The organism is Azospirillum sp. (assembly GCF_050789165.1).
In genome coordinates, this window is the sequence record NZ_JBOZRT010000160.1 from 43,074 (window position 1) to 70,003 (window position 26,930).

Annotated in this window: 30 protein-coding genes; 10 read left to right on the forward strand and 20 right to left on the reverse strand. The window is 71.3% G+C overall.

The annotated features are described in order from the left end of the window. Positions 1 to 214 precede the first annotated feature (214 nt). From denD to btsR, 4 genes are all read left to right on the forward strand, one after another. A complete protein-coding gene (denD, locus tag ACRWK7_RS34140) occupies positions 215 to 1,195 on the forward strand; it encodes a D-erythronate dehydrogenase (protein WP_431862149.1) in 981 nt (326 codons plus the stop codon). Between the two features lie 56 nt (positions 1,196 to 1,251). After that, on the forward strand, positions 1,252 to 1,728 hold the full coding sequence (locus ACRWK7_RS34145) for a GFA family protein (RefSeq protein ID WP_431862151.1): 477 nt from the start codon (positions 1,252 to 1,254) through the stop codon (positions 1,726 to 1,728). A 147-nt stretch (positions 1,729 to 1,875) separates the two neighbouring features. Continuing rightward, on the forward strand, positions 1,876 to 3,570 hold the full coding sequence (locus tag ACRWK7_RS34150) for a LytS/YhcK type 5TM receptor domain-containing protein (protein ID WP_431862152.1): 1,695 nt from the start codon (positions 1,876 to 1,878) through the stop codon (positions 3,568 to 3,570). Beyond that, on the forward strand, positions 3,567 to 4,286 hold the full coding sequence (gene btsR / locus ACRWK7_RS34155; protein ID WP_431862154.1) for a two-component system response regulator BtsR: 720 nt from the start codon (positions 3,567 to 3,569) through the stop codon (positions 4,284 to 4,286). Before ACRWK7_RS34150 ends, btsR begins: the two co-directional genes overlap by 4 nt. Here btsR and ACRWK7_RS34160 read toward each other — a convergent pair. From ACRWK7_RS34160 to hppD, 11 genes are all read right to left on the reverse strand, one after another. After that, complete coding sequence (locus ACRWK7_RS34160; RefSeq protein WP_431862156.1) at positions 4,237 to 4,542, reverse strand: hypothetical protein; 306 nt, start codon at positions 4,540 to 4,542, stop codon at positions 4,237 to 4,239. The two genes, btsR and ACRWK7_RS34160, sit on opposite strands and share 50 nt — an antisense overlap. Beyond that, on the reverse strand, positions 4,542 to 6,770 hold the full coding sequence (locus tag ACRWK7_RS34165; RefSeq protein ID WP_431862157.1) for a chemotaxis protein CheA: 2,229 nt from the start codon (positions 6,768 to 6,770) through the stop codon (positions 4,542 to 4,544). The genes ACRWK7_RS34160 and ACRWK7_RS34165 overlap by 1 nt, the downstream gene beginning before the upstream one ends. Beyond that, the gene (locus ACRWK7_RS34170) at positions 6,767 to 7,180 is read right to left on the reverse strand and encodes a response regulator (RefSeq protein WP_431862159.1); all 414 of its coding nucleotides are present in this window, start codon (positions 7,178 to 7,180) and stop codon (positions 6,767 to 6,769) included. Before ACRWK7_RS34170 ends, ACRWK7_RS34165 begins: the two co-directional genes overlap by 4 nt. Then, on the reverse strand, positions 7,177 to 8,058 hold the full coding sequence (locus ACRWK7_RS34175; RefSeq protein ID WP_431862161.1) for a CheR family methyltransferase: 882 nt from the start codon (positions 8,056 to 8,058) through the stop codon (positions 7,177 to 7,179). The genes ACRWK7_RS34170 and ACRWK7_RS34175 overlap by 4 nt, the downstream gene beginning before the upstream one ends. A 5-nt stretch (positions 8,059 to 8,063) precedes the next feature. Continuing rightward, positions 8,064 to 8,675, reverse strand: coding sequence for a HEAT repeat domain-containing protein (locus ACRWK7_RS34180; RefSeq protein ID WP_431862163.1), 612 nt, complete (start codon positions 8,673 to 8,675; stop codon positions 8,064 to 8,066). A gap of 123 nt (positions 8,676 to 8,798) precedes the next feature. Beyond that, complete coding sequence (gene cheB / locus ACRWK7_RS34185) at positions 8,799 to 9,902, reverse strand: chemotaxis-specific protein-glutamate methyltransferase CheB (protein ID WP_431862165.1); 1,104 nt, start codon at positions 9,900 to 9,902, stop codon at positions 8,799 to 8,801. Between the two features lie 10 nt (positions 9,903 to 9,912). Further along, positions 9,913 to 11,454: a chemotaxis protein CheW gene (locus tag ACRWK7_RS34190; RefSeq protein ID WP_431862167.1), complete on the reverse strand. Its 1,542-nt coding sequence runs from the start codon at positions 11,452 to 11,454 to the stop codon at positions 9,913 to 9,915. Further along, positions 11,454 to 13,388: a methyl-accepting chemotaxis protein gene (locus ACRWK7_RS34195; protein WP_431862169.1), complete on the reverse strand. Its 1,935-nt coding sequence runs from the start codon at positions 13,386 to 13,388 to the stop codon at positions 11,454 to 11,456. Before ACRWK7_RS34195 ends, ACRWK7_RS34190 begins: the two co-directional genes overlap by 1 nt. Before the next feature lie 26 nt (positions 13,389 to 13,414). Beyond that, positions 13,415 to 14,047, reverse strand: a complete 633-nt coding sequence (locus ACRWK7_RS34200) for a chemotaxis protein CheC (RefSeq protein ID WP_431862171.1) — start codon at positions 14,045 to 14,047, stop codon at positions 13,415 to 13,417. Positions 14,048 to 14,066: 19 nt separating this feature from the next. Beyond that, positions 14,067 to 14,453 (reverse strand): response regulator transcription factor, encoded by a 387-nt coding sequence (locus ACRWK7_RS34205; protein WP_431862172.1) that lies wholly within the window; start codon positions 14,451 to 14,453, stop codon positions 14,067 to 14,069. 471 nt (positions 14,454 to 14,924) lie between these two features. Continuing rightward, positions 14,925 to 16,013 carry a 4-hydroxyphenylpyruvate dioxygenase gene (gene hppD / locus ACRWK7_RS34210; protein WP_431862174.1) on the reverse strand — a complete coding sequence of 363 codons (1,089 nt, stop codon included), beginning with the start codon at positions 16,011 to 16,013 and terminating at the stop codon, positions 14,925 to 14,927. A gap of 268 nt (positions 16,014 to 16,281) precedes the next feature. On the opposite strand from hppD, the gene ACRWK7_RS34215 reads away from it, so the two are divergent. The 5 genes from ACRWK7_RS34215 (at position 16,282) to ACRWK7_RS34235 (ending at position 20,579) form a co-directional block, all read left to right on the forward strand. Beyond that, complete coding sequence (locus tag ACRWK7_RS34215) at positions 16,282 to 16,755, forward strand: 4Fe-4S dicluster domain-containing protein (protein ID WP_109116680.1); 474 nt, start codon at positions 16,282 to 16,284, stop codon at positions 16,753 to 16,755. Positions 16,756 to 16,768: 13 nt separating this feature from the next. Then, the gene (locus tag ACRWK7_RS34220; RefSeq protein WP_431862176.1) at positions 16,769 to 18,616 is read left to right on the forward strand and encodes an aldehyde ferredoxin oxidoreductase family protein; all 1,848 of its coding nucleotides are present in this window, start codon (positions 16,769 to 16,771) and stop codon (positions 18,614 to 18,616) included. Positions 18,617 to 18,750: 134 nt separating this feature from the next. Then, complete coding sequence (locus ACRWK7_RS34225; protein WP_431862178.1) at positions 18,751 to 20,052, forward strand: NAD(P)/FAD-dependent oxidoreductase; 1,302 nt, start codon at positions 18,751 to 18,753, stop codon at positions 20,050 to 20,052. Further along, entirely contained in the window at positions 20,053 to 20,304 is a 252-nt protein-coding gene (locus tag ACRWK7_RS34230; RefSeq protein ID WP_431862179.1) for a MoaD/ThiS family protein, read from the forward strand. It begins immediately after the preceding gene. Continuing rightward, complete coding sequence (locus tag ACRWK7_RS34235) at positions 20,301 to 20,579, forward strand: hypothetical protein (RefSeq protein WP_431862181.1); 279 nt, start codon at positions 20,301 to 20,303, stop codon at positions 20,577 to 20,579. The genes ACRWK7_RS34230 and ACRWK7_RS34235 overlap by 4 nt, the downstream gene beginning before the upstream one ends. A 99-nt stretch (positions 20,580 to 20,678) precedes the next feature. On the opposite strand, the gene ACRWK7_RS34240 is transcribed toward ACRWK7_RS34235, so the two are convergent. From ACRWK7_RS34240 to ACRWK7_RS34270, 7 genes are all read right to left on the reverse strand, one after another. Further along, entirely contained in the window at positions 20,679 to 21,404 is a 726-nt protein-coding gene (locus tag ACRWK7_RS34240) for a class I SAM-dependent methyltransferase (RefSeq protein WP_431862183.1), read from the reverse strand. Further along, positions 21,401 to 21,967, reverse strand: a complete 567-nt coding sequence (locus ACRWK7_RS34245; RefSeq protein WP_431862184.1) for an SCO family protein — start codon at positions 21,965 to 21,967, stop codon at positions 21,401 to 21,403. Before ACRWK7_RS34245 ends, ACRWK7_RS34240 begins: the two co-directional genes overlap by 4 nt. Next, complete coding sequence (locus ACRWK7_RS34250; protein WP_431862221.1) at positions 21,946 to 22,884, reverse strand: bile acid:sodium symporter family protein; 939 nt, start codon at positions 22,882 to 22,884, stop codon at positions 21,946 to 21,948. Before ACRWK7_RS34250 ends, ACRWK7_RS34245 begins: the two co-directional genes overlap by 22 nt. Positions 22,885 to 22,953: 69 nt before the next feature. Next, a complete protein-coding gene (locus tag ACRWK7_RS34255) occupies positions 22,954 to 23,298 on the reverse strand; it encodes an HPF/RaiA family ribosome-associated protein (protein ID WP_431862186.1) in 345 nt (114 codons plus the stop codon). 188 nt (positions 23,299 to 23,486) lie between these two features. Beyond that, entirely contained in the window at positions 23,487 to 24,023 is a 537-nt protein-coding gene (hpt, locus tag ACRWK7_RS34260; protein ID WP_431862187.1) for a hypoxanthine phosphoribosyltransferase, read from the reverse strand. A 70-nt stretch (positions 24,024 to 24,093) separates the two neighbouring features. Then, entirely contained in the window at positions 24,094 to 24,255 is a 162-nt protein-coding gene (locus ACRWK7_RS34265; RefSeq protein WP_431862189.1) for a hypothetical protein, read from the reverse strand. A 197-nt stretch (positions 24,256 to 24,452) separates the two neighbouring features. Next, positions 24,453 to 24,878, reverse strand: coding sequence for a YbaN family protein (locus ACRWK7_RS34270; protein WP_431862191.1), 426 nt, complete (start codon positions 24,876 to 24,878; stop codon positions 24,453 to 24,455). A gap of 178 nt (positions 24,879 to 25,056) precedes the next feature. Here ACRWK7_RS34270 and ACRWK7_RS34275 point away from each other — a divergent pair, with 178 nt between their 5' ends. Beyond that, positions 25,057 to 25,614, forward strand: coding sequence for a hypothetical protein (locus ACRWK7_RS34275; RefSeq protein ID WP_431862193.1), 558 nt, complete (start codon positions 25,057 to 25,059; stop codon positions 25,612 to 25,614). Between the two features lie 2 nt (positions 25,615 to 25,616). Here ACRWK7_RS34275 and ACRWK7_RS34280 read toward each other — a convergent pair whose 3' ends face one another. Together ACRWK7_RS34280 and ACRWK7_RS34285 are read right to left on the reverse strand one after the other, a co-directional pair. Next, positions 25,617 to 25,853: a DUF6455 family protein gene (locus ACRWK7_RS34280; protein ID WP_431862195.1), complete on the reverse strand. Its 237-nt coding sequence runs from the start codon at positions 25,851 to 25,853 to the stop codon at positions 25,617 to 25,619. Between the two features lie 102 nt (positions 25,854 to 25,955). Continuing rightward, complete coding sequence (locus ACRWK7_RS34285) at positions 25,956 to 26,906, reverse strand: MBL fold metallo-hydrolase (RefSeq protein WP_431862197.1); 951 nt, start codon at positions 26,904 to 26,906, stop codon at positions 25,956 to 25,958. Between the last annotated feature and the right edge of the window lie 24 nt (positions 26,907 to 26,930).

Below are 26,930 nucleotides of genomic sequence, written 5' to 3' on the forward strand. Positions count from 1 at the left end.
CCGGGCCCCATCCCATCCTTCCCCCACATCGCTCTCGGCGGATCTTCGATCCGCCTGACGCGGCAAGCGGATCCTTCGGATCCGCTGAGAGCGGGGGAAGGGGCAAGGCAGCGGAGTTCCCTCCCCCGTCGAAGATGGGGGAGGGTCTGGGTGGAGGACGGACGAAAGAACGCCGTCGGCACCGAAACACAATCAGATCACGGGAGGACACGACATGAAGGTTCTGATCACCGGCGGCGCCGGCTTCCTGGGCCGCCGGCTGGCCCGCGCGCTGCTGGAGCGCGGCACCCTCGCCGGGCCGGACGGACGGCCGCAGCCCATCGACCGCCTCGTCCTGCTCGACGTCGTCGCGGCGGACGGCTTCGACGACCCGCGCGTCCAGGCGATCACCGGCGACATCGCCGACCCGGCGGTGTTGGAGGGCGCGGTCGACGCCGACACCGCGTCGGTCTTCCACCTCGCCGCCATCGTCAGCGGGCAGGCGGAGGCCGACTTCGACCTCGGCATGCGGATCAACCTCGACGCCTCGCGCCGGCTGCTGGAGGCCTGCCGCGCCGCCGGGCACCGGCCGCGCGTGGTGTTCACCAGTTCGGTCGCCGTCTACGGCGGCGCGCTGCCGGACGTGGTGCAGGACGGCACCGCGCTGAACCCGCAGTCCTCCTACGGCGTGCAGAAGGCGATCGGCGAGCTGCTGCTCGGCGACTACAGCCGCAAGGGCTTCGTGGACGGCCGGGTGCTGCGCCTGCCGACCATCAGCGTGCGGCCGGGCAAGCCGAACAAGGCCGCCTCCTCCTTCGCCAGCGGCATCATCCGCGAGCCGCTGAACGGCGAGGAGGCGGTCTGCCCGGTGCCGCCTGACACGCGGCTGTGGCTGCTCTCCCCCCGCCGCGCCATCGAGTGCCTGATCCGCGGGCACGAGCTGCCCTCCGACGCGCTCGGCACCGCGCGGGCGATCAACCTGCCCGGCCTGTCGGTGCGCGCCGACGAGATGGTCGCCGCGCTGGAGCGCGTCGCCGGACCGGAGGTCGCCGCCCGGGTGCGCTGGCAGGAGGACCCGGCCGTCACCCGCATCGTCGGCAGCTGGCCCGGCGCCTGGGACGTCGCCCGCGCCCGGTCGCTGGGCCTGGAGGGCGACGCCGGCTTCGACGCCATCGTCCGCGCCTACATCGAGGACGACCTGCGGCCGGCCGGTTGACGGGGCGCGGCAGGGGCCAAGATCAGTCGCCGGGCGTCAATCAAGGGAGGCCGACGATGCGGCTTGAAGGCTCCTGCCATTGCGGCGCGGTCCGCTTCTCGGTGGAGGCGTACGCGCCGGTGCCGTACCTGCGCTGTTACTGCTCGATCTGCCGCAAGACGGCGGGCGGCGGCGGGTACGCGATCAACCTCGGCGCCAAGGCCGGCACGCTGACGGTCGAGGGCGCGGAGGCCGTCAGCGTCTTCCACGCCACCGTCGACGGCAAGCCGAGCCCGGGCGAGCGCCGGTTCTGCTCGCGCTGCGGGTCGGCGCTGTGGGTGTGGGACCCGCGCTGGCCCGACCTCGTCCACCCCTTCGCCAGCGCCATCGACACCCCGCTGCCGGAACCGCCGGAGCAGGTGCACATGATGCTCGGCTCCAAGGCCAACTGGGTGCGCGTCGACGCCCGACCGGGCGAGGCGCGCCACGACGAGTACCCGGACGAGTCGCTGGAGGAGTGGCACAAGGCGCACGGGCTGCTGGACGAGGGCTGAACGGCGCCCCGCGGGGCGAGCCATGCCGGCGCCGGCGGTCTGCCCGTGGCTTTTTTGTGCCCTTATGACCTCGGTCCTGGCGCACACTCGGCCGGGCTGGCCATTCTTACGCCCGCGGGCGGGATGCCCGCCCTCCGGGACACCGCCATGACCGTCGAGCCGTTCGCCCTCATCGTCTCCCTGCTGCAGCAGATGTGCGTCTACCTGGTGGTCGCCTACCTGCTGAGCCGGACGCCGCTGTTCATCCCGCTGACCCACGTCACCGTGCGCTGGCCGCACAAGCTGGCCTGCTACGTGATCTTCTCGGTGTTCTGCGTGATGGGGACGTACTTCGGCCTGCAGATCGACGATTCCATCGCCAACACCCGCGCCATCGGCGCGGTGCTCGGCGGCATCCTCGGCGGGCCGTCGGTGGGCGTGTCGGTGGGGCTGACCGGCGGGCTGCACCGCTACTCGCTGGGCGGCATGTCGGCGACCGCCTGCGCCATCTCCACCGTGGTCGAGGGGCTGATCGGCGGGCTGGTGCACCGGCATATGGTCAAGCGCGGCAAGCTGGAGCCGCTGTTCGACCCGGTGCGCGTCGGGGTGGTGACCTTCGTCGCCGAGATCACGCAGATGCTGATCATCCTGGCGGTGGCCCGCCCCTTCCCGGCGGCGCTGCACCTGGTGCAGGTGGTGGCGGCGCCGATGATCATCGCCAACACGCTGGGCGCGGGCCTGTTCATGCGCATCCTGCTCGACCGCCGGGCGCTGATCGAGAAGCAGTCCAGCGCCTTCTCCGCCAAGGCGCTGAAGATCGCCGCGCGGGCCGACGGCGTGCTGCGCAGCGGCTTCAACGAGGAGAACAGCCAGCGCGTCGCCCGCATCCTCTACGAGGAGACCGGCGTCGGCGCCGTGGCGATCACCGACCGCGAGAAGCTGATGGCCTTCATCGGCATCGGCGACGACCACCATCTGCCGGGCACGCCCATCACCTCGGCGCAGACGAAGCAGGCGATCGCCAACAACCAGGTGCTGTACGCCGACGGCAACGAGGTGGCCTACCAGTGCTCCATCGACCCGCGCTGCCGCCTCGGCGCCTCGCTGGTCATCCCGCTGGTCGGCGAGGACGACCGCGTCATCGGCGCCATCAAGCTGTACGAGCCGAAGACCAAGATCTTCTCCACCATCAACCGCACGCTGGGCGAAGGCATCGCCCGGCTGCTGTCCGGCCAGATCCTCGCCGGGCGGTACGAGCAGCAGAGGGCGCTGCTGGCGCAGTCGGAGATCAAGCTGCTGCACGCGCAGGTCAACCCGCACTTCCTGTTCAACGCGCTGAACACCATCTCCGCCGTCATCCGCAAGGACCCGGAGAAGGCGCGCGAGCTGGTGCAGAACCTCTCCACCTTCTTCCGCAAGAACCTGAAGCGCCCCAGCGAGGACGCCTGCCTGGGCGACGAGATCGAGCACGTGAACGCCTACCTGCAGATCGAGCTGGCGCGCTTCACCGGCCGGCTCGGCGTCGACATCGACGTGCCGGCCGAGTTGCGCGGTGTGCGCCTGCCGGCCTTCTCGCTGCAGCCGGTGGTGGAGAACGCCATCAAGCACGGCACCTCGCAGCTCCTCGGCGAGGGCCACGTCCGCATCGCGGCGCGGCGGGACGGCGGCGACCTGCTGCTGACCGTGGAGGACAACGCCGGGCTCTACGAGGAAAAGCCGGGTGGCGACGGCCTGGGCATGGCCATCGTCGACCGCCGGATCCGCAACCGCCACGGCGACGGCTACGGCGTGACCGTCGCCTGCGAGCCGGACGTGTCGACGCGCGTCACGCTGCGCCTGCCGCTGGAGACGGTCCCCGCATGATGGACATCCTCATCGTCGATGACGAACCGCTGGCGCGCGAGGAGCTGCGCCGCCTGCTGGAGAGCGCCCCCGACGTCCGCATCATGGGCGAGTGCGCCAACGCCATCGAGGCCATCGGCGCCATCAACCGGCAGAAGCCGGACGTGGTGTTCCTCGACATCCAGATGCCCAGGGTGAGCGGGCTGGAGATGCTGAGCATGCTCGACCCCGACCGCATGCCGCACATCGTCTTCCTCACCGCGCACGACGAGTACGCCGTGCAGGCCTTCGAGGAGCACGCCTTCGACTACCTGCTGAAGCCCGCCGACCCGGCGCGGCTGGAGAAGACGCTGCAACGCCTGCGCCGCGCGCACGCGCCGCAGGACCTGCGGGCGCTGGCGGGGGCCTCCGAGCTGCGCCAGATCCCGTGCAGCGGCGTCAACCGCGTCACCCTGATGAAGCTGGAGGAGGTGGAGTACGTCGTCTCCCGCGCCGCCGGCGTCTACGTGGTCGGCGCCGACGGGCAGGAGCGCTTCACCGAGCTGACGCTGCACACGCTGCAGGGAAAGAGCCCGCTGTTCCGCTGCCACCGGCAGTTCCTGGTGAACGCGGAGCGCATCACCGAGATCCGCTTTCAGGACGGCGGGCTGGCGGAGATCCTCACCACCGGCGGGCACACGGTGCCGGTCAGCCGGCGCTTCCTGGGGGCGCTGAAGGAGCGGCTGGGGATCGGGTGATCGCGGAAAGGCCTTCCCCGCCGGACGCGAGGGAGGGACCGACCCACCGCCCCAGGAACTCATCCTCCGGCGCCGCCGCCACCGGCCGCTTGGCCGCCATCAGCACCTGCAGCAACGCTGTGTGCAGTTCCGTGCACGCCCCCAGGTCCAGACGCGCGTCCGGCGTCGCCAGCAGCCAGTCGCTGAGCGGCAGCGCCTCCTCCACGCCGCACGCCCCCTCGAAGCGGGCGACGGCGCCGTCGTAGCGGATCGGCATCACAGCAGCTCCCTCAGGTTGATCACCGGCAGCAGCCGGCCGTCGGACAGCTCGGCCGTGCCGCTGTAGCCGCGCAGCGTGGCGAGCACGCCCGACAGCGGCTTCAGCACCGCGTCGAGCCGGTCGCGGATGCCGTCCACCAGCAGCCCGACCGGCTCGCGGTCGAGGCGCAGAACCAGCACGGTGGCGGTCCCGCCCCCGCCCTCGCCGTCCGGCAGCGCCAGCAGCCGGCGCAGGCGGAACACCGGGATCAGCTGGCCGCGCAGCACCACGCTCTCCGCGTGCTTGACCCGCTGGATCTCCGCGGCGGGCACCTTCGCCACCTCCGTCACCGCGGAGGTCGGGACGCCGAACAGGCCGTCCGCCGCCTCCACCACCATCAGCGGGGTGATGACCATGGTCAGCGGCAGGACCAGCCGCACCCGCGTGCCCTGCCCCAGCTCCGAGGCGATCTCCACCCGCCCGCCGGCCAGCTCCACCGCGCTGCGCACCGCGTCCATGCCGACGCCGCGGCCGGAAACGTCGGTCACCGCCTTGGCGGTGCTGACCCCGGGCAGCAGGATCAACGGCAACGCCTCGGCGTCGGACAGCGCGGACGCCCGCTCGGCGTCGATGACGCCGTTCTCCACCGCCTTGCGCCGCACCGCCGCGGCGTCGATGCCGCCGCCGTCGTCAGCGATATCGATGACGACGCTGTCCTTGTCCTGGTGGGCGCCGATGCGGATGGTGCCCGCTTCCGGCTTGCCCGCGGCGGCGCGGCGCTCCGGCGCCTCGATGCCGTGGTCCACCGCGTTGCGGACGAGGTGGATCAGCGGCTCGCCCAGCACGTCCAGCACGTCCTTGTCGGCCTCCGTGCTCTCGCCGCTGACCTGCAGGTCGATCCGCTTGCCGAGCCGCTGGGCGAGGTCGCGCACCATGCGCGGCAGCGGCTGCAGCACCGTCGCCAGCGGCAGCATGCGCAGCCGCAGCACGGCGTTCTGCAACTCGTCGGACAGGCCGTCGATGGCGTCGGTCACCTCGCGCAGGGTGCGCGCCAGCGCTCGGTCGCCCTCAGCCTGCCGAACCAGCGGCGGCAGGCGGTTCTTCGCCACCGCCAGCTCGCCGACCAGCGCCAGCAGGCGGTCCACCCGCTCCGGCTCGACGCGCAGCGCGCGGCGGGCAGCGCGGGGTTCGGCGTGTTCGTTCAGCTTGGCCTCGGTCGCCTCGGCGGCCACAACGGCGAGCAGCGTGGCGAGGTGGTTGGCGAGCGGCCTCGGCCGCCCGACCGCGCGCGCCGACGCCGCGGCGGCCTGAACCGCCGCCCCCTCGGCCGCGCGGCCCAGCGCCGTCAGCACGTTGACCGCCGTCCGCTCCACCGAGGCGAGCCGCCCCTCCAACTCCCCCGGCGCGGGGTCCAGCGCCAGGATGCGCCGCTGCTCGCCGAGGATCGCCTCGGCCATCGCCGCGGCGCCCGGAGCCGGGGCGGCGGGCGGCGGCGCAGGGGCCGGGCCGACGAGGTCGGCGGGCACCGGGGCGACGCGCACCTGATCGGGCGCGGTGCGGAACACCACCGCCACGTCGCCGGCCGGCGCGGCGCTCACCGCGCGGAAGCGCAGCAGGCAGCGGTAGGGATCCAGCGCCGCGAGGTCCGGCAGCGGCTCCGCCGCCTCGACGCGCAGCAGCACGAGGCGCGGGATGCGCCGGCACAGCGCCAGCGGGTCGTCGCCGTTGAAGAAGCACTCGGGGTCGGGATCGTAGGCGACGGCGGTCAGCGCCGGCCCGGCGGCGCGCAGCGCCTCGCGCTCCTCGCGCGACAGGTCGCGCAACCAGCCGAACGCGTCCGGCAGGGCGGTGTCCGGCGCCGCCTCGCCGGGCACGGCGCGCAGGCGTTCCTCCAGCACGCGGGCCCGTTCGCCGGCGTCGGCGGGCAGGCCGCCGTGCTCCGCGATGTGGTCGATCCAGCGCGCGCTCTGGTCGGCCACCGCGAACAGCCGGTCGATGAGGTCCGCCGTCGCCGCCACGTCGCCGGAGCGCACGGAGGCCAGCAGGTCCTCCGCCGCGTGCACGAGGTGGGTGAACGCCGGCCAGTCGAACAGCGCGGTGCCGCCCTTCAGCGTGTGGAAGGCGCGGAACAGCTCGTTGACCGTCGCCTTGTCCTCCAGGCTGCGCTCCAGCCGCAGCAGGCCGGCGCCGATGGCGTCCAGCAGCTCTCGCGATTCGATGAGGAACTGGTCGAACAGCTCGCTCATCGTCCGATCTCCATGGGCGCGCTCCCGGCCACCGGGCGCCCGGTCAGCAGGCGCGCCGCCAGGGTCAGGGCGTCGGGGCGCGCCGGCTTCACGAGGTACCAGTTGGCGCCGGAGGCCAGCGCCTTCCGGCGGTCGGACTCCTTCGCCTCGGTGCTGACCATCAGGGCGGGGATGGCGCGCAGGCTCTCCTCGCGGCGCACGGCGCGCAGCATGGTGTAGCCGTCCATCTTCGGCATGTTGACGTCCACCAGCAGCAGGTCGGGCGGGTTGAGCAGCGCCCGCTCCAGCCCCTCGATGCCGTTGACCGCCTCCTCCACCACGAAGCCGTCGGCCTCCAGCACCTGGCGCGTGTAGGCGCGCACGGTGACGGCGTCGTCCACCACCAGGACCCGGCGGGTCGCCTCGCTCATGCCTTTTGGCCCTCCCCATGGCCCCTCTGGTAGACGATCGCCTCCGGGAACCGGCGCGGCACGTACAGCGACGACATGCGGGCCATGCTCTCCGAGTGGCCGAGGAAGACGAAGCCGCCCGGCGCCAGCGCGTCCCAGAATCCGGCGGCGACCTCGCGCCGCCCGAGATCGTCGAAATATATCAGCATGTTCCGGCAGAAGATGACATCGAGATTGCGGAAGCGCCCCACCTGATCCGGATCCCGCAGGTTGAGGTGCGAGAAGTCGATGGAATCGCGCAGATCCTGCATGATCCGCCAGCGGCCCGGCGCCTCCAGCGTGAAGTACTTCGACACGAGGTGCGGCGGGAGGAACTGCAGCGAGCGCTCCTCGTACACGCCGGCGCGGGCGGCATCGAGCACGCGGCTGTCAATGTCGGAGGCGTGCAGCTCGATCTCGAACTCGTCCACCCGCTTCCAGAACTCCAGCAGCATGATGGCGATGGAGTACGGCTCCTCGCCGGTCGAGCAGCCGGCCGACCAGATGCGGATGCGGTCGCCCGGCCTGCGGTCGCGCACGATCTCGTCCAGCACCGAGTTCACCAGGCAGTCGAACTGGTACTTCTCGCGGAAGAAGTACGTCTCGTTCACCGTCATCTGGTTGACGAGCAGTTGCAGCTCCTCGCCCGACGCCTGGAAACGCAGCAGGTTCAGGTAGTCGCGGAAGTCCGTGGCGCCCACGGCGGCCATGCGGTCGACCACGCGGCGCTCGACGTAGTAGCGCTTGTTCTCCCCGAACGACAGGCCGGTCCGCTGGCGCAGGAAGTCGCACAGCGTCTCGTACTCCTCCGGCGTGGCGCCGGAGGACGGTTTGTTTCCCTTGGCGTCGCGCGGGGCCAATCGGCTCAGCCCTGCGCGAAGCGGCGGTGCGCCGCGTCCACCGAGAAGGCGACCACCGGGTCGTCCGGGAAGCGCGCCTTCAGCCGGTCGAGCGCCGGCAGCGCCTCCGGCCGCCCGACCTCGACCACGCCTTCCACGGCAGCGAGGCAGACGTTGACGTGCGGCTCGTGGTCCAGCACGGCGGTGAGGCGCTCCAGGCGCTCGGGGTGCGGCAGCTTGGCGACGAGCTGCACGGTGAAGATGCGCACGTCGGAATCCTCGTGCGCCAGCAGGGCGCCGACGTGCGGCAGCACGAGGTCGGGCGGCATCTGCTGCAAGGTCTCGATGGCGGCGTTGCGCAGGCCGGCGTCCTCGCTCTCCAGGAACGGCAGCAGGCCGGGCACGGCGTCCGGCGGGTGGCCGCGCAGCAGCGCGGTGAGGATCGCCTCGCGCACGCTCAGGTCGTCCTCGCGCGCGAGGCGGGCGCACAGCGGCGCCGCGGCGCCCGGACGGGAGGCGAGCTGGTGCGCCGCGCGGCGGCGGTCGGCGGGGTCGCGGCTCTCCAGCAGCTCCAGCGGATCGCCGGAGGGCGGCGGCGCGGCGGCGGCGGAGTCCTTCTTGGCCTTGATCAGTCCCATGCTCTCCACCTTCTTTTGTTGTTTCCGTCATCCCCGCGAAAGCGGGGATCCATAACGTCCAAAGCTGCACGTCACGGGACTTATGGATCCCCGCCTACGCGGGGATGACGGCCAAAAAACGAACTAGCTCCGCGCCACCGGCCGCAGCCAGCGGATGAGCTGCCCCGCCACCTGCTCGGCCGGCAGCACCACATCGGCGGCGCCGCGGCGGATCAGGTCGGCGGGCATGCCGAAGACCACGGCGCTCGCCTCCGATTCCGCGATGGTCCGGCCGCCGCGGGCGTGCATCTCGGCCATCGCGGCGCCGCCGTCCACCCCCATGCCGGTCAGCAGGACGCCGACCAGCCGGGACGCCTCGACGTGCTGCACGGCGCTCTGCACCAGGCGGTCGACGCTGGGGTGCCAGGGCCATGCCGGGTCGGCCGGCACCGGCTGCACCACCAGCCGGCCGGCGCGGCGAGTCAGCACGACGTCGGCGCCGCCACGGGCGATGCAGACCATGCCGGGCTCCAGGACCGTCGGCTGCGCCGCCTCGACCACGGTCAGCGCGCAGATGTCGTTCAGCCGGCGCGCCAGCGTGGCGGTGAAGGTCGGCGGCATGTGCTGCGCCACCACCAGCGGCCAGGGAAAGTCCGCCGGCAGGTGCGGGATGATCTCCTCCAGCGTGCTGGGGCCGCCGGTGGACACGCCGATCAGAACCACGCCCGGTCCGGCGGAGTCGGGCGGCGGCACCTCGGGCGGCTCGCCGGGCTGGGGTACGGCCGGCGCCGGCAGTTCGCGGTCGCCGACGATGCTGGCACGGGCGCGCTGCAGGCGCTCGCGCAGGCCGTGTGCGCGGCGCAGCTTGGCACCGGCCGCGCCCTGGACGATGCGCACCAGCTCGTCCGCCATGCGGCGCAGGCCGACGCCGGCCACGCCCTGCTTGTGCACCACCTCCACCGCGCCCAGGCGCAGCGCCTCCATGCTGGTCTCGGCGCCGGCCTCGGTGAGGGCGGAGATCATCACCACCGGGCGCGGGCTCTCGGCCATGATGCGCTTCAGGCAGGACAGGCCGTCCATCTCCGGCATGGCGACGTCGAGCGTCACCACGTCCGGCTGGAAGCTCGCCACCAGCGCCAGCGCCTCGGCGCCGTTGCGGGCGGTCTCCACCCGCATGCCGGCGGTGGCGAGAATGTCGGTGAGCTGGCGGCGCATCAGCGCCGAATCGTCCACCACGAGCACCTTCATGCCGGACTCCTCAGGCGGTTTCGAGGAGGGCGGCCAGATGCTCCATGTCGAACAGGGCCTCGACCTCCAGCAGCAGCACCATGCGCTTCTGGCCGTCGAGGGTGGCGACGCGGCCGATCAGCTGGCGCTGCGCCTCGGTCACCGTGGGCGCCGGCTCGATGGAGTCCGCGGGAATGCGCAGCACGCCGCTGGTGGAATCGACGATCAGCCCGGCGCGGAATTCGCGCACCGCCAGGACGACGACGCGCTGGCGCTCGTCCCGCACCGCCTCGCCCAGGCGCAGGATGCGGCGCAGGTCCACCACCGGCAGCGCCGCCCCGCGCAGGTTGACCAGACCGGCGACGAACTCCGGCGCCTTGGGCAGCGGCGACAGCGTCTTCGGCCGGCGCTGGATCTCCTGCACGGCGGAGACCGGCAGCCCGTACTCCGCCTCGCCCAGGCGGAAGACGACGAACGGCTCGTCGGACCCGCCGGCGCCGCGCTCGGCCATGGTTGCCTCCCCTCCGCTGTGCTCCTCCAGCGCCGCCGCCACATCGGCCGCGTGCGCCAGCATGCGCTCCGCCGACAGCACCGACACCAGACGCTTGCCGCCCTGCAGGCGGACGATGGACTGGATGTCCTCGAACTCGGCCTCGCGGGCGAGGATGGCCGGGACCGGGGCGACCAGAGCCGGATCGACGCGCAGGATCTCGCGCACGCCGTCCACCGCCAGCCCGACCTGCGCCCCGTCGCCCAGCCGCGCCACCACGACCCGCCCCTGTTCGGCCGTGGAGCCGCCAAGGCCGAACAGCTCGCGCAGCCCGACCAGCGGCAGCAGCCCGTCGCCCAGCGCCATGACGCCCAGCAGATGGGCGCGCGCCTTCGGCATGCGCGTCACCTCGGCGGGATGCGGCACGATGCGCTCGACGTCGGAGATCGGCAGCGCGAACTCCTGCCCGGCGACGGCGAAGGTGACCAGCCCGACCGTCGCCGCCGCCTTGGCCTGGGCCGCGACGGCGGCGACGCCGTCGTGCGCCGCGGCGCGCTCGGCGGCGGGGCGGACCAGATCGGCGAACTGCCGCTCGACCAGCGGCCCGGCGTCGAGGATGGCGGCGACGGCCCCGCCCTTGGGGTCGCGGATCACGCCGGCCAGCAGCGCGGCATCGACGCCCGCGTCCCCGGCGTCGCGGTCGATGCGCGCGCCGGCGACGGAGACGATGCCCTCGACGCGGTCGACCGCCAGCCCGACCGGCTGCCCCCGGTGGCCGACCACCACGACGCGCGCGTCCTTGTCGACAGCCGCGCCGGGCAGGCCGAGCACGCTGCGCAGCCCGATCACCGGCAGCACCACGCCGTGCCGCCGCGCCAGCCCTTCCAGGCTGGGCGGGCTCAGGGGGATGCGGACGATCTCCGGCCGCCGGACGATCTCCCGCACATCGGCCAGCGGCACCGCCAGCACGCTGTTGCCGACGCGCAGCGTGACGAAGCGGGCGGCGCCCGCCGCCGACGCGGCGGCGCCCTGCGGGTCGGGGGCCGCGCGGGCAGCCTTCTTGCGCGGAGCGCGGGTCGCCATCACGCGGCGCCCTGCAACTCGTCGGCCATGATGGCGATCTCCTCGATGGCCGCGGCCAGCTCCTCCGACCCCTTGGCCTGCTCGCGCGCCGCCTTGGCGGCTTCGCCGGCGGCCATGTTGGCCTCGGCCGCGCCGGCGGCGATCTGCTCGACGCCCGCCTGCGTCTCCCGCACGGCGCTCATCATCTCATCGGCGCTGGCCAGGATGTCCTGGTTGCCGGTCACCACGCTGCCCAGCTCGCCGGCCGCGGCGGCGAGGCTGGCGGCGAACTCCTGGTGCCGGGCGGCCTCGGCCAGCGAGGACGCGGCGATCTCCTCGATGTCGCGGCGCACGCGGGTCACCTGGTCCTGGATGCCCTTGACCAGATCCTTCACGCGGTCGGCGTTGTCCGAGGCGTCCTGCGCCAGGGCGCGGATGTCGGAGGCGACGACGTTGAAGCCGCGCCCGAACTCCCCGGCGCGCGCCGCCTCGACCGAGCCGGTGACCGCCAGCATGCTGGTCTGGATGCCGATGACGGTGATGGCGTCGACGATCTTGTCGATGCGCCGCGCGACCAGCTCCAGCCCGCCGATCTGCTCGGCGCTCTTTCGCCCGGCCTCGACCGACTGCGACACGCCGGCCGCCAGCTGGGTGATCGACTCCCGCATCCCGTCGAGCTGCGCGGCCATGGTGCGGCTGCGCTCCAGCGCGTCGGTGGCGCGGCCGACGCTCAGCTTGGCGCTCGCCTCGATCTCGGCGATGGCGGAGGACGACTGCTGCGTCGCCGCCGACTGCGATTCCGCGGCGCGGGCGATCTGGGTGATGGCGATGGTGATCTGCGCGGCGGCGCGGTTGATCTCCTCGATGGCGGCGGACAGCTCCTCGGCGGCCGACCCCACCTCCTCGGCGCTGCGGCGCACGTCGGTGCTGGCGGTCAGCTCGTCGGCGATCTCCGACAGCTGGGAGGCGGCGGCCTCGCTCTGGCCCAGCGCCTCGGCCTGCTGGCCGACGGTCTTCAGCGCCTCCTCGGCGGCGGCCGACTGCTCCTCGGCCGCAGCGGCGATGTTCTCGGCGCCGCGCTGCGCCTCGCGCACCGCCTGCTCGGCCTCGATGGCGGCCTTCACCGTCTCCTGGCTGCCGCGGGCGACGGCGGCCATGTCGCCGCGCACCCGCTCCAGCTGCCCGGCGACCTGCCGGCCGCGCTCGACCTCGGCCTTGGCGGAGGCGGCGGTGCCGACGATGCCCTGGGCGATGGCGCCGACCGCCGCCTGGATCTGCGCCACGAGGTCCTGGATGTCGCGGGTGCAGCGCTCCGACCGCTCGGCCAGCGCCTGCACCTCGTCGGCGACGACGGCGAAGCCCTTGCCGGCCTCGCCGGCGCGGGCCGCCTCGATGGCGGCGTTGAGGGCCAGCAGGTTGGTCTGGTCGGCGATGGCGGCGACGCCCTGGACGATCTCGCCGATCTCGCCGGCCTGCCGCTCCAGCCGCTCGACCAGCGCCACCGCGCCCTCTTGCCGCTCGGCGGCGCGGACGATGGCATCCACCGAGCCGAGGATGCGGACGGCGATGCCGCCGATCAGCGCCTCCAGCGCCTCGACCCGCGCGATGGACGCCTCGGCGCTGGCGCGGGCCCGCCCGACATGCTCGGCCGAGCGGTCGATGGCGCGCTGCGACTGCTGGGTGGCGGCGGCGGCTTCGTCCGCGCTCGCCGCCACCTGCTCCATCGCCTTACGCAGCTCCTCGGCCGCGGCGGCGGCCTGGGCGACGCCGCCGGCCAGCTGGGCGGAGGCCGCGGCGATGCCCTCGGCCGCCTTGCGGCGGCGGGTGGTGGCGCGCACGCGGCGCTTCTGCGCCTCGGCGTTCGTCGCGTCCGGCGCGCCGGCCACGTCCTCGATGACCGGCGGCGCCTTGGCGGCGCCGGACTTGGCGATCTGCGTCTTCTTCACGAGGGCCATGGAAGGTCGATCCTCTCTGCCCGGCTTCAGCCGGTGATCTTCTTTATGGTGTGGGCGATCCGATCGCGCAGCGCCGCCTCGGCGGAGGCGTCCATGGCGATCAGGATCTGCCCGGCGATGTTGGTGCCGTGCACGTGGAAGCGGATGGAGAAGACGATGGTCGGCGCCTCATCCGCGGCATAGTCCCCGGCGGACGCGCCACAGCCGGCCAGGATCGCCGCGCCGTCGCCGCGCAGCACCGTCGGCAGCGCGGTGCTCAGCTTGGCGTCCAGCATGTTGGCGACCACCGCCAGCCAGTTGTTCAGCACGATGTTGCCGACCTCGGTCAGCGCCTCGCCCTCCAGCTCGGGAATGTCGGCGGCCTCGACCTCGGGCGGCAGCACGGCGCGCACCAGCTCGTGGCAGTGCCGTTCCGGGAAGACCAGCAGCGCCGCCCCGGCGAGCGCGCCGTCGAAGCACTCGGACACCGCGACGAGCTCGGCGGAGAACGCCTCCTCCAGCCCGCGTGCCGCGGCGGCGCGCGGAATGACGCGGACGTCCGGCACGGACATCCCCACCTCGCCGCCCACCAGCTTGGCCAGCGCCACCGACGCCTTGGCGACGCCGATGTTGCCCAGCTCGGTCAGCGCGTCGCGTTCGGTCTCGTTCAGGATGGCCATGCCGGGTCCGGGGCGGGGGTCAGGCGGAGGCGCCGGGGCGGCGCGGCAGCAGCGTGGAGGCCAGGAAGCGCGCCACCTGCTCCTCGTCCACCGGCTTCGGCAGGAAGGCGGCGTGCAGTTCGCGGATGCCGGCGACCACGGAATCCTGGGCGTTGGCGGTGACCATGGCGATGTGCACGTCGTCCTGCCGGCGCTTCAGCTCGGCCGCAACCTCCAGCCCGTTCATGCCCGGCATGTTGTAGTCGATTATAGCAATATGGATAGGACCTTCAGCCAGGGCAGAGAAGAGTTCGTCGCCGCTTCCCGCCTCCTTCACGATCCAGTCCGGACGATGGCGCAGAACAACGCCGCGCAGATGCATTCGGGACAGTTTGCTGTCGTCAACTATTATTACCGTTCTGCTCACCGGAACGCTCCACTGGACCTTTGTGACGGAGGATTTCCCACTGTCCGACTATAGCGTGCGGGAAAGCCGCATAACCAGCGTTCTGCGCCGGAAGGCGGTCGGTGGGTGCCATATGGGGACCGGACGGGCCAACCGCCAGCGATTCCGCGGCGCGATAACGGACAGGAGCCCGCCGACGCGTATTGGTTGCGATGCGACTCGGATGAATATGCGAGGGGATAATGTTCCCTCCCCCGCCGTCGGCGGGGCTCCCTGACATGCAAGGATATTGGAGTGTGGAAAGACACCCCTCTCCCCTTGCGGGAGAGGGGTTGGGGGAGAGGGGGATTGCCGCCGACAGGCGGGAAAGGGTTCATTTTCGGCCTTCCGCCCCCTCTCCCCAACCCCTCTCCCGCGAGGGGAGAGGGGCTTTTTACCCCGGTGAAGTGCTTGGGGGTCTGCCGTTACGGGGGCTGGGAGAGGATCGGGCGCTCACGCTTCCTTCAGCACGCCGCGCTTGATCTGGTCGCGCTCGATGCTCTCGAACAGCGCGCGGAAGTTGCCCTCGCCGAAGCCTTCGTCACCCTTGCGCTGGATGACCTCGAAGAAGATCGGTCCGATCACCGTCTTGGTGAAGATCTGCAGCAGCAACCCGCCGCCCGGCGAGCCGTCGATCAGCAGGCTGTCCTTCTTCAGGCGGGCGATGTCCTCGCCGTGGTTCGGCAGGCGTTCGGCCAGCATCTCGTAATAGGTGTCGGGCGGCGGCGGCATGAACTCGTTGGCGCGCCCGCGCATCGCCTCGACGGTGGCGTAGGCGTCGTCGGTGCTGAGCGCCACGTGCTGAATGCCCTCGCCGTGGTAGGCCTCCAGGTACTCCTCGATCTGGTCCTTGCCGCCGGTGCCGGCGGACTCGTTGATCGGGATGCGGATCTTGCCGCACGGGCTGGTCATCGCCTTCGACTTGATGCCGGTCAGCTTGCCCTCGATGTCGAAGTAGCGGATCTCGCGGAAGTTGAAGAGCTTGGTGTAGAAGTCCGCCCACTCGTCCATGCGGCCCTTGTGCACGTTGTGCGTCAGGTGGTCGATGCACTGGAGGCCGACGCCCGCGGGCTCCGCCGGCTCGTTCCCGTCGAACTCGAAGTCCACGTCGTAGATGCTGCGGTCGCCGTAGCGGTCGACCAGATAGATCAGGCTGCCGCCGATGCCCTGGATGGAGGGGATGTTCAGCTCCATCGGCCCGGCGGTGCTCGGCCCCGGCCTGGCGCCGAGCGACAGCGCGCGCTTGTGCGCGTGCGCGGCGTCGGCGACGCGGAAGGCGATGGCGCAGACGCTGGGGCCGTGCACCTTGGCGAAGGCCTGGGCGTAGCTGTCCGGCTCGGCGTTGACGATGAAGTTGATGCCGCCCTGCCGCCACAGCGTGACGGCCTTGGAGCGGTGCCGCGCCACCGGGCGGAAGCCCATCTTCTCGAACAGGGCGGCGAGCTGGGTGGGATCGGGGGCGGTGTACTCGATGAACTCGAACCCGTCGGTGCCCATCGGGTTGATGTCGGAGATCATCTCCGCCATCCGTCGCGTGCTCATGCGTCTCTCTCCCTGGGATGCTGTCGGCTGTGCCATGGCCTTGATCTGGGACGCGCCCGCCCGCCCGGCAAACGGCCCTCGTCCATTGGCCGATAGTATGATCCGTCCGCGCCGGTCGCGGTCTTGCCGGGTTGGGAGTGAGAGTATACGCTTCGCATTACAAACAACTGATAAGGGCGACCCGTCCGTCGACGTCTTCGCGAAGACCCGCCGGAAAAAAAATCGGTCGCCCACTGGGTACTGGTCACACCGTCCGAGGAGTGCGCCGATGCAGCGTTCGCTGAACATCGACCCCGGCAAATGCACCGGGTGTCGGCAATGCGAGATGGCCTGTTCGTATGAGAACGAGGGCGTCTTCAATCCTTCCAAGTCGCGGATCCGAGTCTTCACCTTCGACGCCGAGGCACGGTTCGTGCCCTACACCTGCACGCAATGCGCCGAGGCGTGGTGCATGCAGGCCTGCCCGGTGGACGCCATCAAGGTCAACGCGCTGACCGGCGCCAAGGAAGTCCTCAACGAGCTGTGCGTCGGCTGCAAGGTCTGCACCATCGCCTGCCCGTTCGGCACCATCAACTACAACGCCTCCTCCGGCAAGGTCATGAAGTGCGACCTGTGCCAGGGCTCGCCCGCCTGCGCCTCGGCCTGCCCGACGCAGGCGATCACCTATGTGGACGCGGAGTGGACGGGCCTAGACAAGATGCGCGCCTGGGCGTCCAGGACCGCGTCGGCCGCGGCGAACTGAGGGGGGCACGACGATGGGATGGGCTGGTAAGATCCTGCGCGTCAACCTGACCGCCGGCACGATCAAGAGCGAACCGCTGAACATGGACTGGGCCCAGAAGTACCTGGGCTCCCGCGGCCTCGGCACCAAGTACCTGGTGGAGGAGATCGACCCCAAGGTCGATCCGCTGTCCCCGGACAACAAGATCATCTACGCCACCGGGCCGCTGACCGGCACCATGGCGTCCACCGGCGGGCGCTACACCGTCATCACCAAGGGGGCGCTGACCAACGCCATCGCCTGCTCGAACTCCGGCGGCTTCTTCGGCAACGAGCTGAAGAACGCAGGCTGGGACATGATCATCGTCGAGGGCAAGTCCCCGACCCCGGTCTATCTCTACGTCGAGAACGGCGAGGCGAAGCTGCTGCCCGCCGACGACCTGTGGGGCACCACGGTGTGGCACACCGAGGAGGCGATCAAGGCCAGGCACCAGGACCCGCAGATTCGCGTGTCCTCGATCGGCGTCGCCGGTGAGAAGGGCGTCAAGTACGCCTGCATCGTCAACGACCTGCACCGCGCCGCCGGGCGTTCCGGCGTCGGCACCGTGATGGGCTCGAAGAACCTCAAGGCGGTGGCGCTGCGCGGCACGCTGGGCGTCAAGGTGCGCGACTTCCCGGCCTTCCTGAAGGCGGCGGAGGCGGGCAAGGCGGTGCTGTCCGGCAACGCGGTGACCGGCCAGGGCCTGCCGACCTACGGCACCCAGGTGCTGATGAACGTCATCAACGAGACCGGCGCCATGCCGACGCGCAACCACCGCGACGTGCAGTTCGAGGGCGCCCGCGCCATCTCGGCCGAGGCGATGGCCGAGAAGCGCCCGAGCGACGGCAAGCCGAACCTGGTGAAGAACGCCGCCTGCTTCGGCTGCACCATCGCCTGCGGCCGCATCTCGCAGATGGACAAGACGCACTTCTCGGTCGCCAACAAGCCGGAGTACTGGGGCGCGTCGGGCGGCCTGGAGTACGAGGCGGCGTGGGCGCTCGGCTCCAACACCGGGGTCGATGACCTGGAGGCGCTGACCTACGCCAACTTCATCTGCAACGAGCAGGGCATGGACCCGATCTCGTTCGGCGCCACGGTGTCGGCGGCGATGGAGCTGTTCGAGACCGGCGCCATCACCACCAGGGAGACCGGCGGCATCGAGTTCCGCTTCGGCTCGGCGGAAGCGCTGGTCAAGGCGGCGGAGTTGACCGGGAAGGCCGAGGGCTTCGGCGTCGATCTCGGCCTCGGCTCCAAGCGGCTGTGCGAGAAGTACGGCCATCCGGAGTTCCACATGGGCGTCAAGGGCCAGGAGTTCCCGGCCTACGACTCGCGCGGCATCCAGGGCATGGGCCTGACCTACGCCACCTCCAACCGCGGTGCCTGCCACCTGCGCAGCTACACCGTGGCTTCGGAGATCCTCGGAATCCCGGAGAAGACCGACCCACTGGCCACCGACGGCAAGGCCGGCCTGGTCAAGGCCTTCCAGGACGCCACCGCAGCCTTCGACGCGGCCGGCATCTGCATCTTCACGTCCTTCGCGTGGACCTTGCAGGACGTGGCGCCGCAGGTGGACGCGGCCATCGAGGGCGGCTGGTCGGTCGAGCGCATGGTCGAGACCGGCGAGCGCATCTGGAACCTGGAGCGCCAGTTCAACCTGGCGGCCGGCTTCACGGCGAAGGACGACACGCTGCCCAAGCGCCTGCTGACCGAACCGGCGAAGACCGGCCCGGCCAAGGGGCTGACCAACGGCCTGGCGAAGATGCTGCCGGAGTACTACGAGCTCCGCGGCTGGACGCCGGACGGCGTGCCGACCAACGAGACGCTGGCGCGGCTGGCGCTGTAAAGCGCCGGCATCGGTCCCCCCTCCTAACCTCCCCCCATCTTCGACGGGGGGAGGAACAAGGCCCTCCCCCGCGAAGTGGGGGAGGGTTGGGTGGGGGCCCGACGCGACCACGTCCCCCACATCACAGGTGCCCCATGCACTACGTCGTCCTAGGCGCCGGCCCGTCGGGCGTGGTCGCCGCCGAGACCCTGCGCAAGACCGACCCCGCCGGCCAGATCACCCTGGTCTCCGGCGAGCCCGAGCCGCCCTACTCGCGCATGGCCATCCCCTACGTGCTGACCGGCAAGGTCGGCGAGGCCGGCACCTACCTGCGCAAGACGCCCGGCCACTACGCGGCCCTCGGCATCGAGGTGCGGCACGGTCTGGCCTCCCGGCTCGACCCCGACCACAAGCGCATCGACTTCCGGGACGGCAGCCATCTCGGCTACGACCGCCTGCTGATCGCCACCGGCGCGCGGCCGGTGCGCCCGCCGATCCCGGGCCTGGAACTCAGGAGCGTCCACCACTGCTGGACGCTGGAGGACGCCCGCAACATCGTCCGCCTCGCCGAGCCGGGCGCGCACGTGGTGCTGATGGGCGCCGGCTTCATCGGCTGCATCGTGCTGGAGGCGCTGGCGGCGCGCGGCGTGCATCTCACCGTGGTCGAGATGGGCGACCGCATGGTGCCGCGCATGATGAACCCGACCGCCGGCACCATGATCCGCACCTGGTGCGAGAGGAAGGGCATCCGCGTCCTCACCTCGACCAGGATCAAGAGCCTGCAATCGGTGGCGGCGGAGAAGAGCCGCGGCATCTTCGGCTTCCTCAAGCGCCGCGAGGCGACCACCGAGTCCGACACCATCGACGTCGAACTGGACAACGGCGAGCGCATCGGCGCGCACCTCGTGGTGGTCTCGGCGGGCGTGACGCCGAACGTCGATTTCCTGAAGGACAGCGGCGTCAAGGTGGAGCGCGGCATCCTGGTGGACCGCTACATGCGCAGCAGCGTCAACGACGTGTACGCGGCGGGCGACGTGGCGCAGGGCTACGACTTCTCGACCCGCGCGCACGACGTGCACGCCATCCAGCCGACCGCGTCGGAGCACGGCCGCATCGCCGCCATGAACATGGCCGGGCGCAACGTGCAGTACAACGGCAGCCTGCAGATGAACGTGCTGGACACGGTCGGGCTGATCTCCAGCTCCTTCGGTCTGTGGGCCGGCGTGGACGGCGGCGACAGCGTCGAGGTGGTGGACCACGCCAACTACAAGTACCTCAGCCTGCAGTTCCAGGACGACGTGCTGGTCGGCGGCACCGCCATCGGGCTGACCCAGCACGTCGGCGTGCTGCGCGGCCTGATCCAGGCGGAGACCCGGCTCGGCCCCTGGAAGGAGCGGCTGAAGAAGGACCCGCACCGGATCATGGAAGCGTACGTGGCGCATTCCCAGGTTAGGTAGATGCAGATCACGGTCAAGCTGTTCGCCACGCTCGCCGGCCACCTGCCCGCCGGGGCAAGGCACAACGCCGCCGAGCTGGACGTGGACGACGACGCCACCCCCGCGACGATCATCGAGCGGCTGAACCTGCCGCGCGAGAAGTGCCATCTGGTGCTGGTCAACGGCGTCTACGTGGTGCCGAGCCAGCTGGACCGGCACCGGCTCAAGCCCGGCGACGCGCTCGCCATGTGGCCGCCCGTCGCCGGGGGATGAGCGCGCCGGTCGTCAAGGAGATGGCGCTGACCCGCGCGGAGTTCCTGCGCCTGCTGCCGGGAGCGGCGGGGGAGGCGCCGGTGCGCGAGGGGGACGGGGTGTTCCGGGTCGGCGGCGCCGTGGAGATCGCCCTGGACCCGCAGCCGCCGCGGCGGCTGGGGCTGTTCACGATTCCGGTGATGCGGGTGACGCTGCGCTTCCACGGCGGGACGGACGAGGACGCGCAGGCGTTCGTGCGGCGCTTCGACCGCGCGTTCCAGAAGGGGGGCGGGTAGCCGAAACACTTGCCGCCACCCTTCTCACGTCGAGGGGAATGGGGGTGGCTCCCCCCCGCGCGGTGGGAGGGCTGGGAGGGGGCCCGGCGCCCGCACCTCTCACCCCGGCTTCACGCCCTCGTGCACGCACGCGATGCCGAAGCTCAGGTTCCGGTAGCGCACGTCCGCCAGCCCGGCCGCCTCGAACATCCCCTTGAAGGTCTCCTGGTCCGGGAAGCGGCGGATCGATTCCACGAGGTACACGTACGCCTCGGGGTTGCGCGCCACCAGGGCGCCCAGCGCCGGGATCACCGCGTAGGAGAACGCCGTGTAGAACGGCCGCAACGGCGCCACGGGGCGCGAGAACTCCAGGCACAGCAGCCGGCCGCCGGGTTTCAGCACGCGCGCCATCTCGGCCAGCGCGCGGTCCAGGTGGGTGGCGTTGCGGATGCCGAAGGCGATGGTCACCGTGTCCACCGAAGCGTCGGCCAGCGGGATGTGCTCCGCCTCGCCGGCCAGCCACTTGATGCCCTGGGAACCGCGGGCGCGGCCGGCGCTCATCATCGGCACGCTCGGGTCGCAGACCGTCACGTGCCGCGCCGGCCCGGCCAGCAGGCGGGCGACGTCGCCGGTGCCGCCGGCCACATCGACGATCACCTGCCCCGCCCGCGGGGCCGCCATGCGGGCGAAGCTGCGCTTCCACAGGCGGTGGATGCCCAGGCTCATCAGGTCGTTCATCAGGTCGTAGCGCGGCGCCACGGCGGTGAACACGCGGCGCACGCGGGCGCGCCGCTCGTCCGACGAGACGGCCCGATAGCCGAAGCTGGTGGACAGGTCGTGGGTCATGCGCCGCCCCGGATGCGCTGGACGATCTTCTCCGCCAGCTTCTCCGGCGGCAGGCGGTGCGGCAGGCGGTCGAGCAGTCGTCCGTCCGGCCCGATCAGGAAGAAGGATGCGGTGTGGTCCATGGCGTAGGCGTCGGGGTCCTCGGGACGGACGACGACCTTGGCGTACTTCACGCGCATCTGCTTCGCGACGTCGGCGATGGCCGGCTCGTCGCCGGTCAGGCCGATCAGGTCCTTGTGGAACAGCGCCACGTAGCCGGAGAGCTGCGCCGGCGTGTCGCGCTGCGGATCGACGGTGATGAAGGCCGCCCGCACCTTGCCGGCCTCCGGCCCCAGCGCGTCCAGCGTCGCCGCCATGGTCTGCAGGCCGGTCGGGCAGACGTCCGGGCAGGCGGTATAGCCGAAGGTCAGCAGCAGGAAGCGGCCGGCGAAGTCGGCCTGCGTCACCGCGCGGCCGGTGTGGTCGGTCAGCGCGAAGCGCGGGCTGACGTCGCTTGTCTGTGCCTGGGCAAAGGCCGGCGACAGGCCGGCCAGCAGCACGATCAGGGCGAGGAAGGCACGCATACGGGGTCCCTCAGGCGGCGGCGGGCGAGCACGACGCCCACCGCGGTGACGTTCATGACCAGGGCGTACAGGATGGCCGGCACGACCATCGCCGGATTGCCCAGCAACACGGCGCACACCGTGATCGCCATCGCGGCGTTCTGCAAGCCGCACTCCAGCACGATGGCGGTCGCGCGGCGGTCGTCCAGGCGCATCAGCCGCGCCCACAGGAAGGCCAGCGCCATGCTGCCGGCGTTCAGCGCCAGCACCGCCGGGCCGACCTCGGCGCCGTGCGCGACCATCTGCGGCGCCTGGCTCCAGAACGCGCCGAGCACGATGGCGGCGAAGATCGCCACGGCGACGCGCCGCAGCGCGCCGTCCAGCCGGTCGGCGGCATCGGGCCGGACGCGGCGCAGCAGCATGGCGGCGGCCAGCGGCAGCGCGGTGGTCAGCAGGACGCCGCCGATCGTCGGCAGCACTGGGATCGACACCGCGCTCTGCGTGCCGAGGAACAGCGCCGTCGCGGCGCCGGTGACCAGCGGCAGGGTAAGGATGGACACGGTGTTTGTCACCGCGGTGATCGACACCGCCAGCGCCACGTCGCCGCCGGCCAGCAGCGTCAGCAGGTTCGAGGTGATGCCGCCGGGGCTGGCGGCCAGCACCATCAGCCCGACGGCGAACTCCGGCCGCAGCGGGTGCACGGACAGGATCAGCAGGGCCAGCAGCGGCAGCAGCACCAACTGGCTGCCGAGGCCGACCAGCATGGCGCGCGGCTGTTCGACCAGACGGGCGAAATCATCCACGGTCAGGCGGAGCCCGACGGTGAACATGATGATGGCCAGGCCGATGGGAAGCAGCACCGCTATGGGCAACGGTCGGGACCTCTGGGCGGGATTACGGCGGAACGTCCGTATTCTGTCACAGGTCGGGCCGGCCAGGGTTGACGGTGGTCAAGTGGGGGAACCCAGTCCCTCCCCCTGCGGAGCAGGGGGAGGGCTTGCAGGTTTCTAATCCGCGGCTTCCAGCACCTCGACGGTGCGCTTGCGGGCGATCCAGTCGCTGAGCTGCCGCTGGGCGGCGTCGAAGGCGTCGCGGATGGCGGCGCGCGGGTCGGCATGGGCGTGGCTGTCGTCGCCGCGGACCGCGATGCGGCCGCCGGGCACCGTCAGTTCGATGCGGACATGGTACATCCAGCCCTTGCGCTGGTCGTGGTGCGGCCGTTCGACCACCACGTCGCAGCGGGTGATGCCGTCGAAGACCTTCTCGAGCTTCGCGGCCTTCTCGCGGATCTTGGCCTCCAGGAATTCGGACGGGTGCAGGTTGCGGAAACTCACCTGAAGCGGCAGACGCATGATGCGGTCTCCTTGCTCAACCCCTTCGTCGGACGGAAGAGGATGACGCCGCGGGCACCGGTGCTCGTCGTGATCGGGTGCCGGCGGGCGGCCCTCGCTTCGTCGCAACGACGGAACGATGTCAGTATGACTCAAGCCCGAAGCCTCGTCCATGCCGCCAAGTCCATAGGACCCGGCGGCACGCCGCGTCATCCGACCGCACCCACGAAGTCGAGGTAGCGATACCCTTCGGCATAGTCGATGCCGTAGCCGACGACGAACAGGTCGTCCACCGAGAAGCCGATGAACTCCACCGGCACCGGCACCACGCGCCGGCTCGGCTTGTCGAGCAGCGCGCAGATGCGCACCTCGGCGGCGCCGGCCTCCTCCATCAGGCGCACGGCGGCGTTCAGCGAGCGGCCGGAGTCCGCGATGTCGTCCACCAGCAGGATGCGGCGCCCGGCCAGCCCTTCCGGCACATCGCCGATGATGCGCACGATGCCCGAGCTTTCCTTGCTCGCGCCGTAGCTGGCGAGGCGCAGGAAGTCCACCTGCGGCGTCATGCCGGCGCGGCCCAGCGCCCGCACGAGGTCGGCGGCGAAGACGAAGCTGCCCTTCAGCAGCACCATCACCGTCACGTCGCCGGGCATGGCGGCGGCGATCTCCCCGGCCATTTCGTCGATGCGGCGGGCGATGGTCGGGGCGTCGAACAGAGGGGTGACGGGGGCGGTCTCGGGCGTCGGCATGGCACTCTCCGGCCGGGCGTGGGGCGCCCGTTGTGCCGAAGCCCGACCCTCCCTGTCAATCAGCGCGCGATCACCCCTCCGGCGCGCCGGGGTCATGGTGCAGCTTGTGGCGCGCGTCCTCGATGATCGAGGCGAGTTCGTCGCGGCTCAGCCCGTCGCCGTGCAGAAGGATGTCGATGATGGGATCGTCCAGCAGCTCGGCCAGCGTGGCCGCGTGCTCGCCTTGCGTCATGGCGTTTCCTCCCCATGGTGTCCGATGGGGGTTGGGCGCCCGAGACCGGGGTCTCTCCCGTTATTGTGCTGATCTTGCCCCGGCCGTCCGGCGGGCGCCCCACCGAACCACAGCACGGTAGCGTACATAGCGGGCGTGACCAAAGCGTGCCACGCTGCGTCATGGTGCCGCGCGCAAGAATCGTTCCAGGAAAGACCCTACTCTGCGGAGGTTCTTTCGGGGGTCGGCCGGGTGACGACATAGACCGCGACCGCCGCCATGACCACGCCAGCGATCACCGGCACCGTCGGCCGCTCCGCCCCGTAGGCCACGATGCCCCAGCTGCCGGCCATGCCGGCGACCGCCGCCGCCTTGGCGCGGCGGGGGATGGCGCCGCGGTCGCGCCAGTCGGTCAGGAACGGGCCGAAGCGCGGGTGGCGGTACAGCCATGCCTCCAGCCGCGGGCTGCCCTTGGCGAAGGCCCAGGCGGCGACCAGCAGGAACGGCGTGGTCGGCAGCAGCGGCAGCACCACGCCGGCCGCCGCCAGCCCCAGCGCCGCGTAGCCGACGCCGAGGTACGCCCAGCGCCAGGGGTGGCGCAGGTCGGGTCCGCCGCTCCGGCTATCGCTTTCCTGCTCGGTCATGTGGGCCTTCTGCGCTTCGCTGCTGTTTATATGTCCCATGTTCGGCAATCCGGCGAGGCTTATCCGGCCGACCATCATCAAAAGTGGTTCACCCGCATGAAGACGTTGCTGGGCGGGATTCCCGCGCCACCTGAGTCTTGCGAACGGGTCCTTTCGAGTGCGGCGGAGGCTGACCGACATGCTGTTCGAATTCGAGCCTTCGGGCGTCAACGACACCTACCTGCGCATCACGCGCAACGCGGTCTCGTGCATCCTGGCACCGGCGGACGCCTGGAACGGGCTGGTCCGCCTGAACTACGTCGTCGCCGGCACCATCGGCGGCCGGGAGCCGCACGTCATCTTCCGCTCGCTGGACGTGGGCTGGGACGACGGGCGCTTCTACTGGAAGGGCAAGGCGACGCCGGTGGTGGTCTCCACCGCCATGGTGGATGTGCTGAACGAGCGCGGCCTGCTCAGCGACGACGAGGCCGAGCGGCTGGTTTTCGGCACGCCGGGCGGCGTCGCGGCCGGCGGCGGCTCGGACGAGGGGCTGATGCTGCGGGCCATGCTGGCGGGCTGCACCTTCGCACCGGTGTACGACACCAAGCCGGGGATCTTCGACGGCACGCCGCCGAAGGTGACGGGCTTCGCGCTGAAGACGCTCAACACGTCCGACGTGTACGTGCTGGAGGCCCGCAACGGCCTGCCGGTACTGTCCAACGACGCGCGCGACGCCTTGAAGCGCGAGGTCGGCTGAGGCTATCCAGCCAGCCGCTCGAACAGCTCGGCGTTCGGGCAGAAGTCGCGGTGCGCGGTGTCGGCGGCCGGGACGCCCAGCCACGCGGTGCAGGTCTCGACGGTGCGGCACTGGCTGCACCGCCGCGCCGCCCGGGCGATCATCAGGCCCAGGCCGCAGCCATAGGCCGCCTCGCTGTCGACGCCGAGGCGACGCATCATGCGCGGCATGTTCAGCGCGCGCTGTTCGATCCGGTCCACGCGGGCTCTCCTCCTGTCGACCACGGGCGCAGCGTATACGCGCATCCCGTGCGTTTCTCCGTGCGGCATTGCGCCTCATGCCACCAATGATCCCCAACCGCGTCAGCCATTGAGGTCCTTCCACATCTGGATGTCGCGCTCCGCGGTCCAGATGCGCGGGTCGGTCACGCCGCTCATCTCGTCGAAGCAGCGGGTGACGTTGAACGGCATGCAGTGCTGGAAGATCACCCAGTGGCCGTATGTCGGTTCCAGCCGCTCCAGGGCCGTCCCGTAGACCTGCTTCAGGGAGTGGCCGGCCGCGACGCCTTCCCTCACCACCGCCGTCAGGTCGGTCAGGAAGCAGCGGGTCTGCGCCAGCCCGTCCTGCACCTGCTTCGGGCTGGTCAGCGCCTCGCCGCGGCCGGGCACCATCTTCTCCGCGCCGAAGGTGACGAGACGGTCCAGCGTGCCCGGCCAGTCGGTGAAGTAGGCGTCGCCGCAGTAGGGGGTGGCGCCGTATTCCACGAGATCGCCGGAGAACAGCACCTTCTCCTTGGGCAGCCAGACCACGGTATCGCCCTTGGTGTGGCCGCGGCCGGCGTGGATGACGTGCACCTCGCGCTTGCCCATCCACATCACCATGCGGTCGTGGAAGACGATGGTCGGCCAGGTCAGGCCGGGGATGGTGTCCACGGCCTTGAACAGGCGCGGGAAGCGCTGGATCTCAGACGCCATGTCCTGGGCGCCGCGCTCCTGGATCAGCGCGAGGGTCTCGTCGGACGCGATCACGTTGTCCGCACGGTAGCCCGAGGCGCCGAGCACACGGACGGCGTGGTAGTGGGTCAGCATGACGTGCCGGACCGGCTTGTCGGTGACCGTGCGGATGTGGCGCATCAGGTCCTCGGCCATCACCGGCGTGGCGCGGGCGTCGATCACCATCACGCCGTCGTCGCCGACGATGACGCCGGAGTTCGGATCGCCCTCCGCGGTCAGGCAGTACACGCCGTCCGCCAACTCGGCGAAGGTCTCCGTCTTCTCGTCCAGGTCGGCCTGGGATGCGAAGGCTGTGGCCATGGATTCTCGGTTCCTCCCGTTATC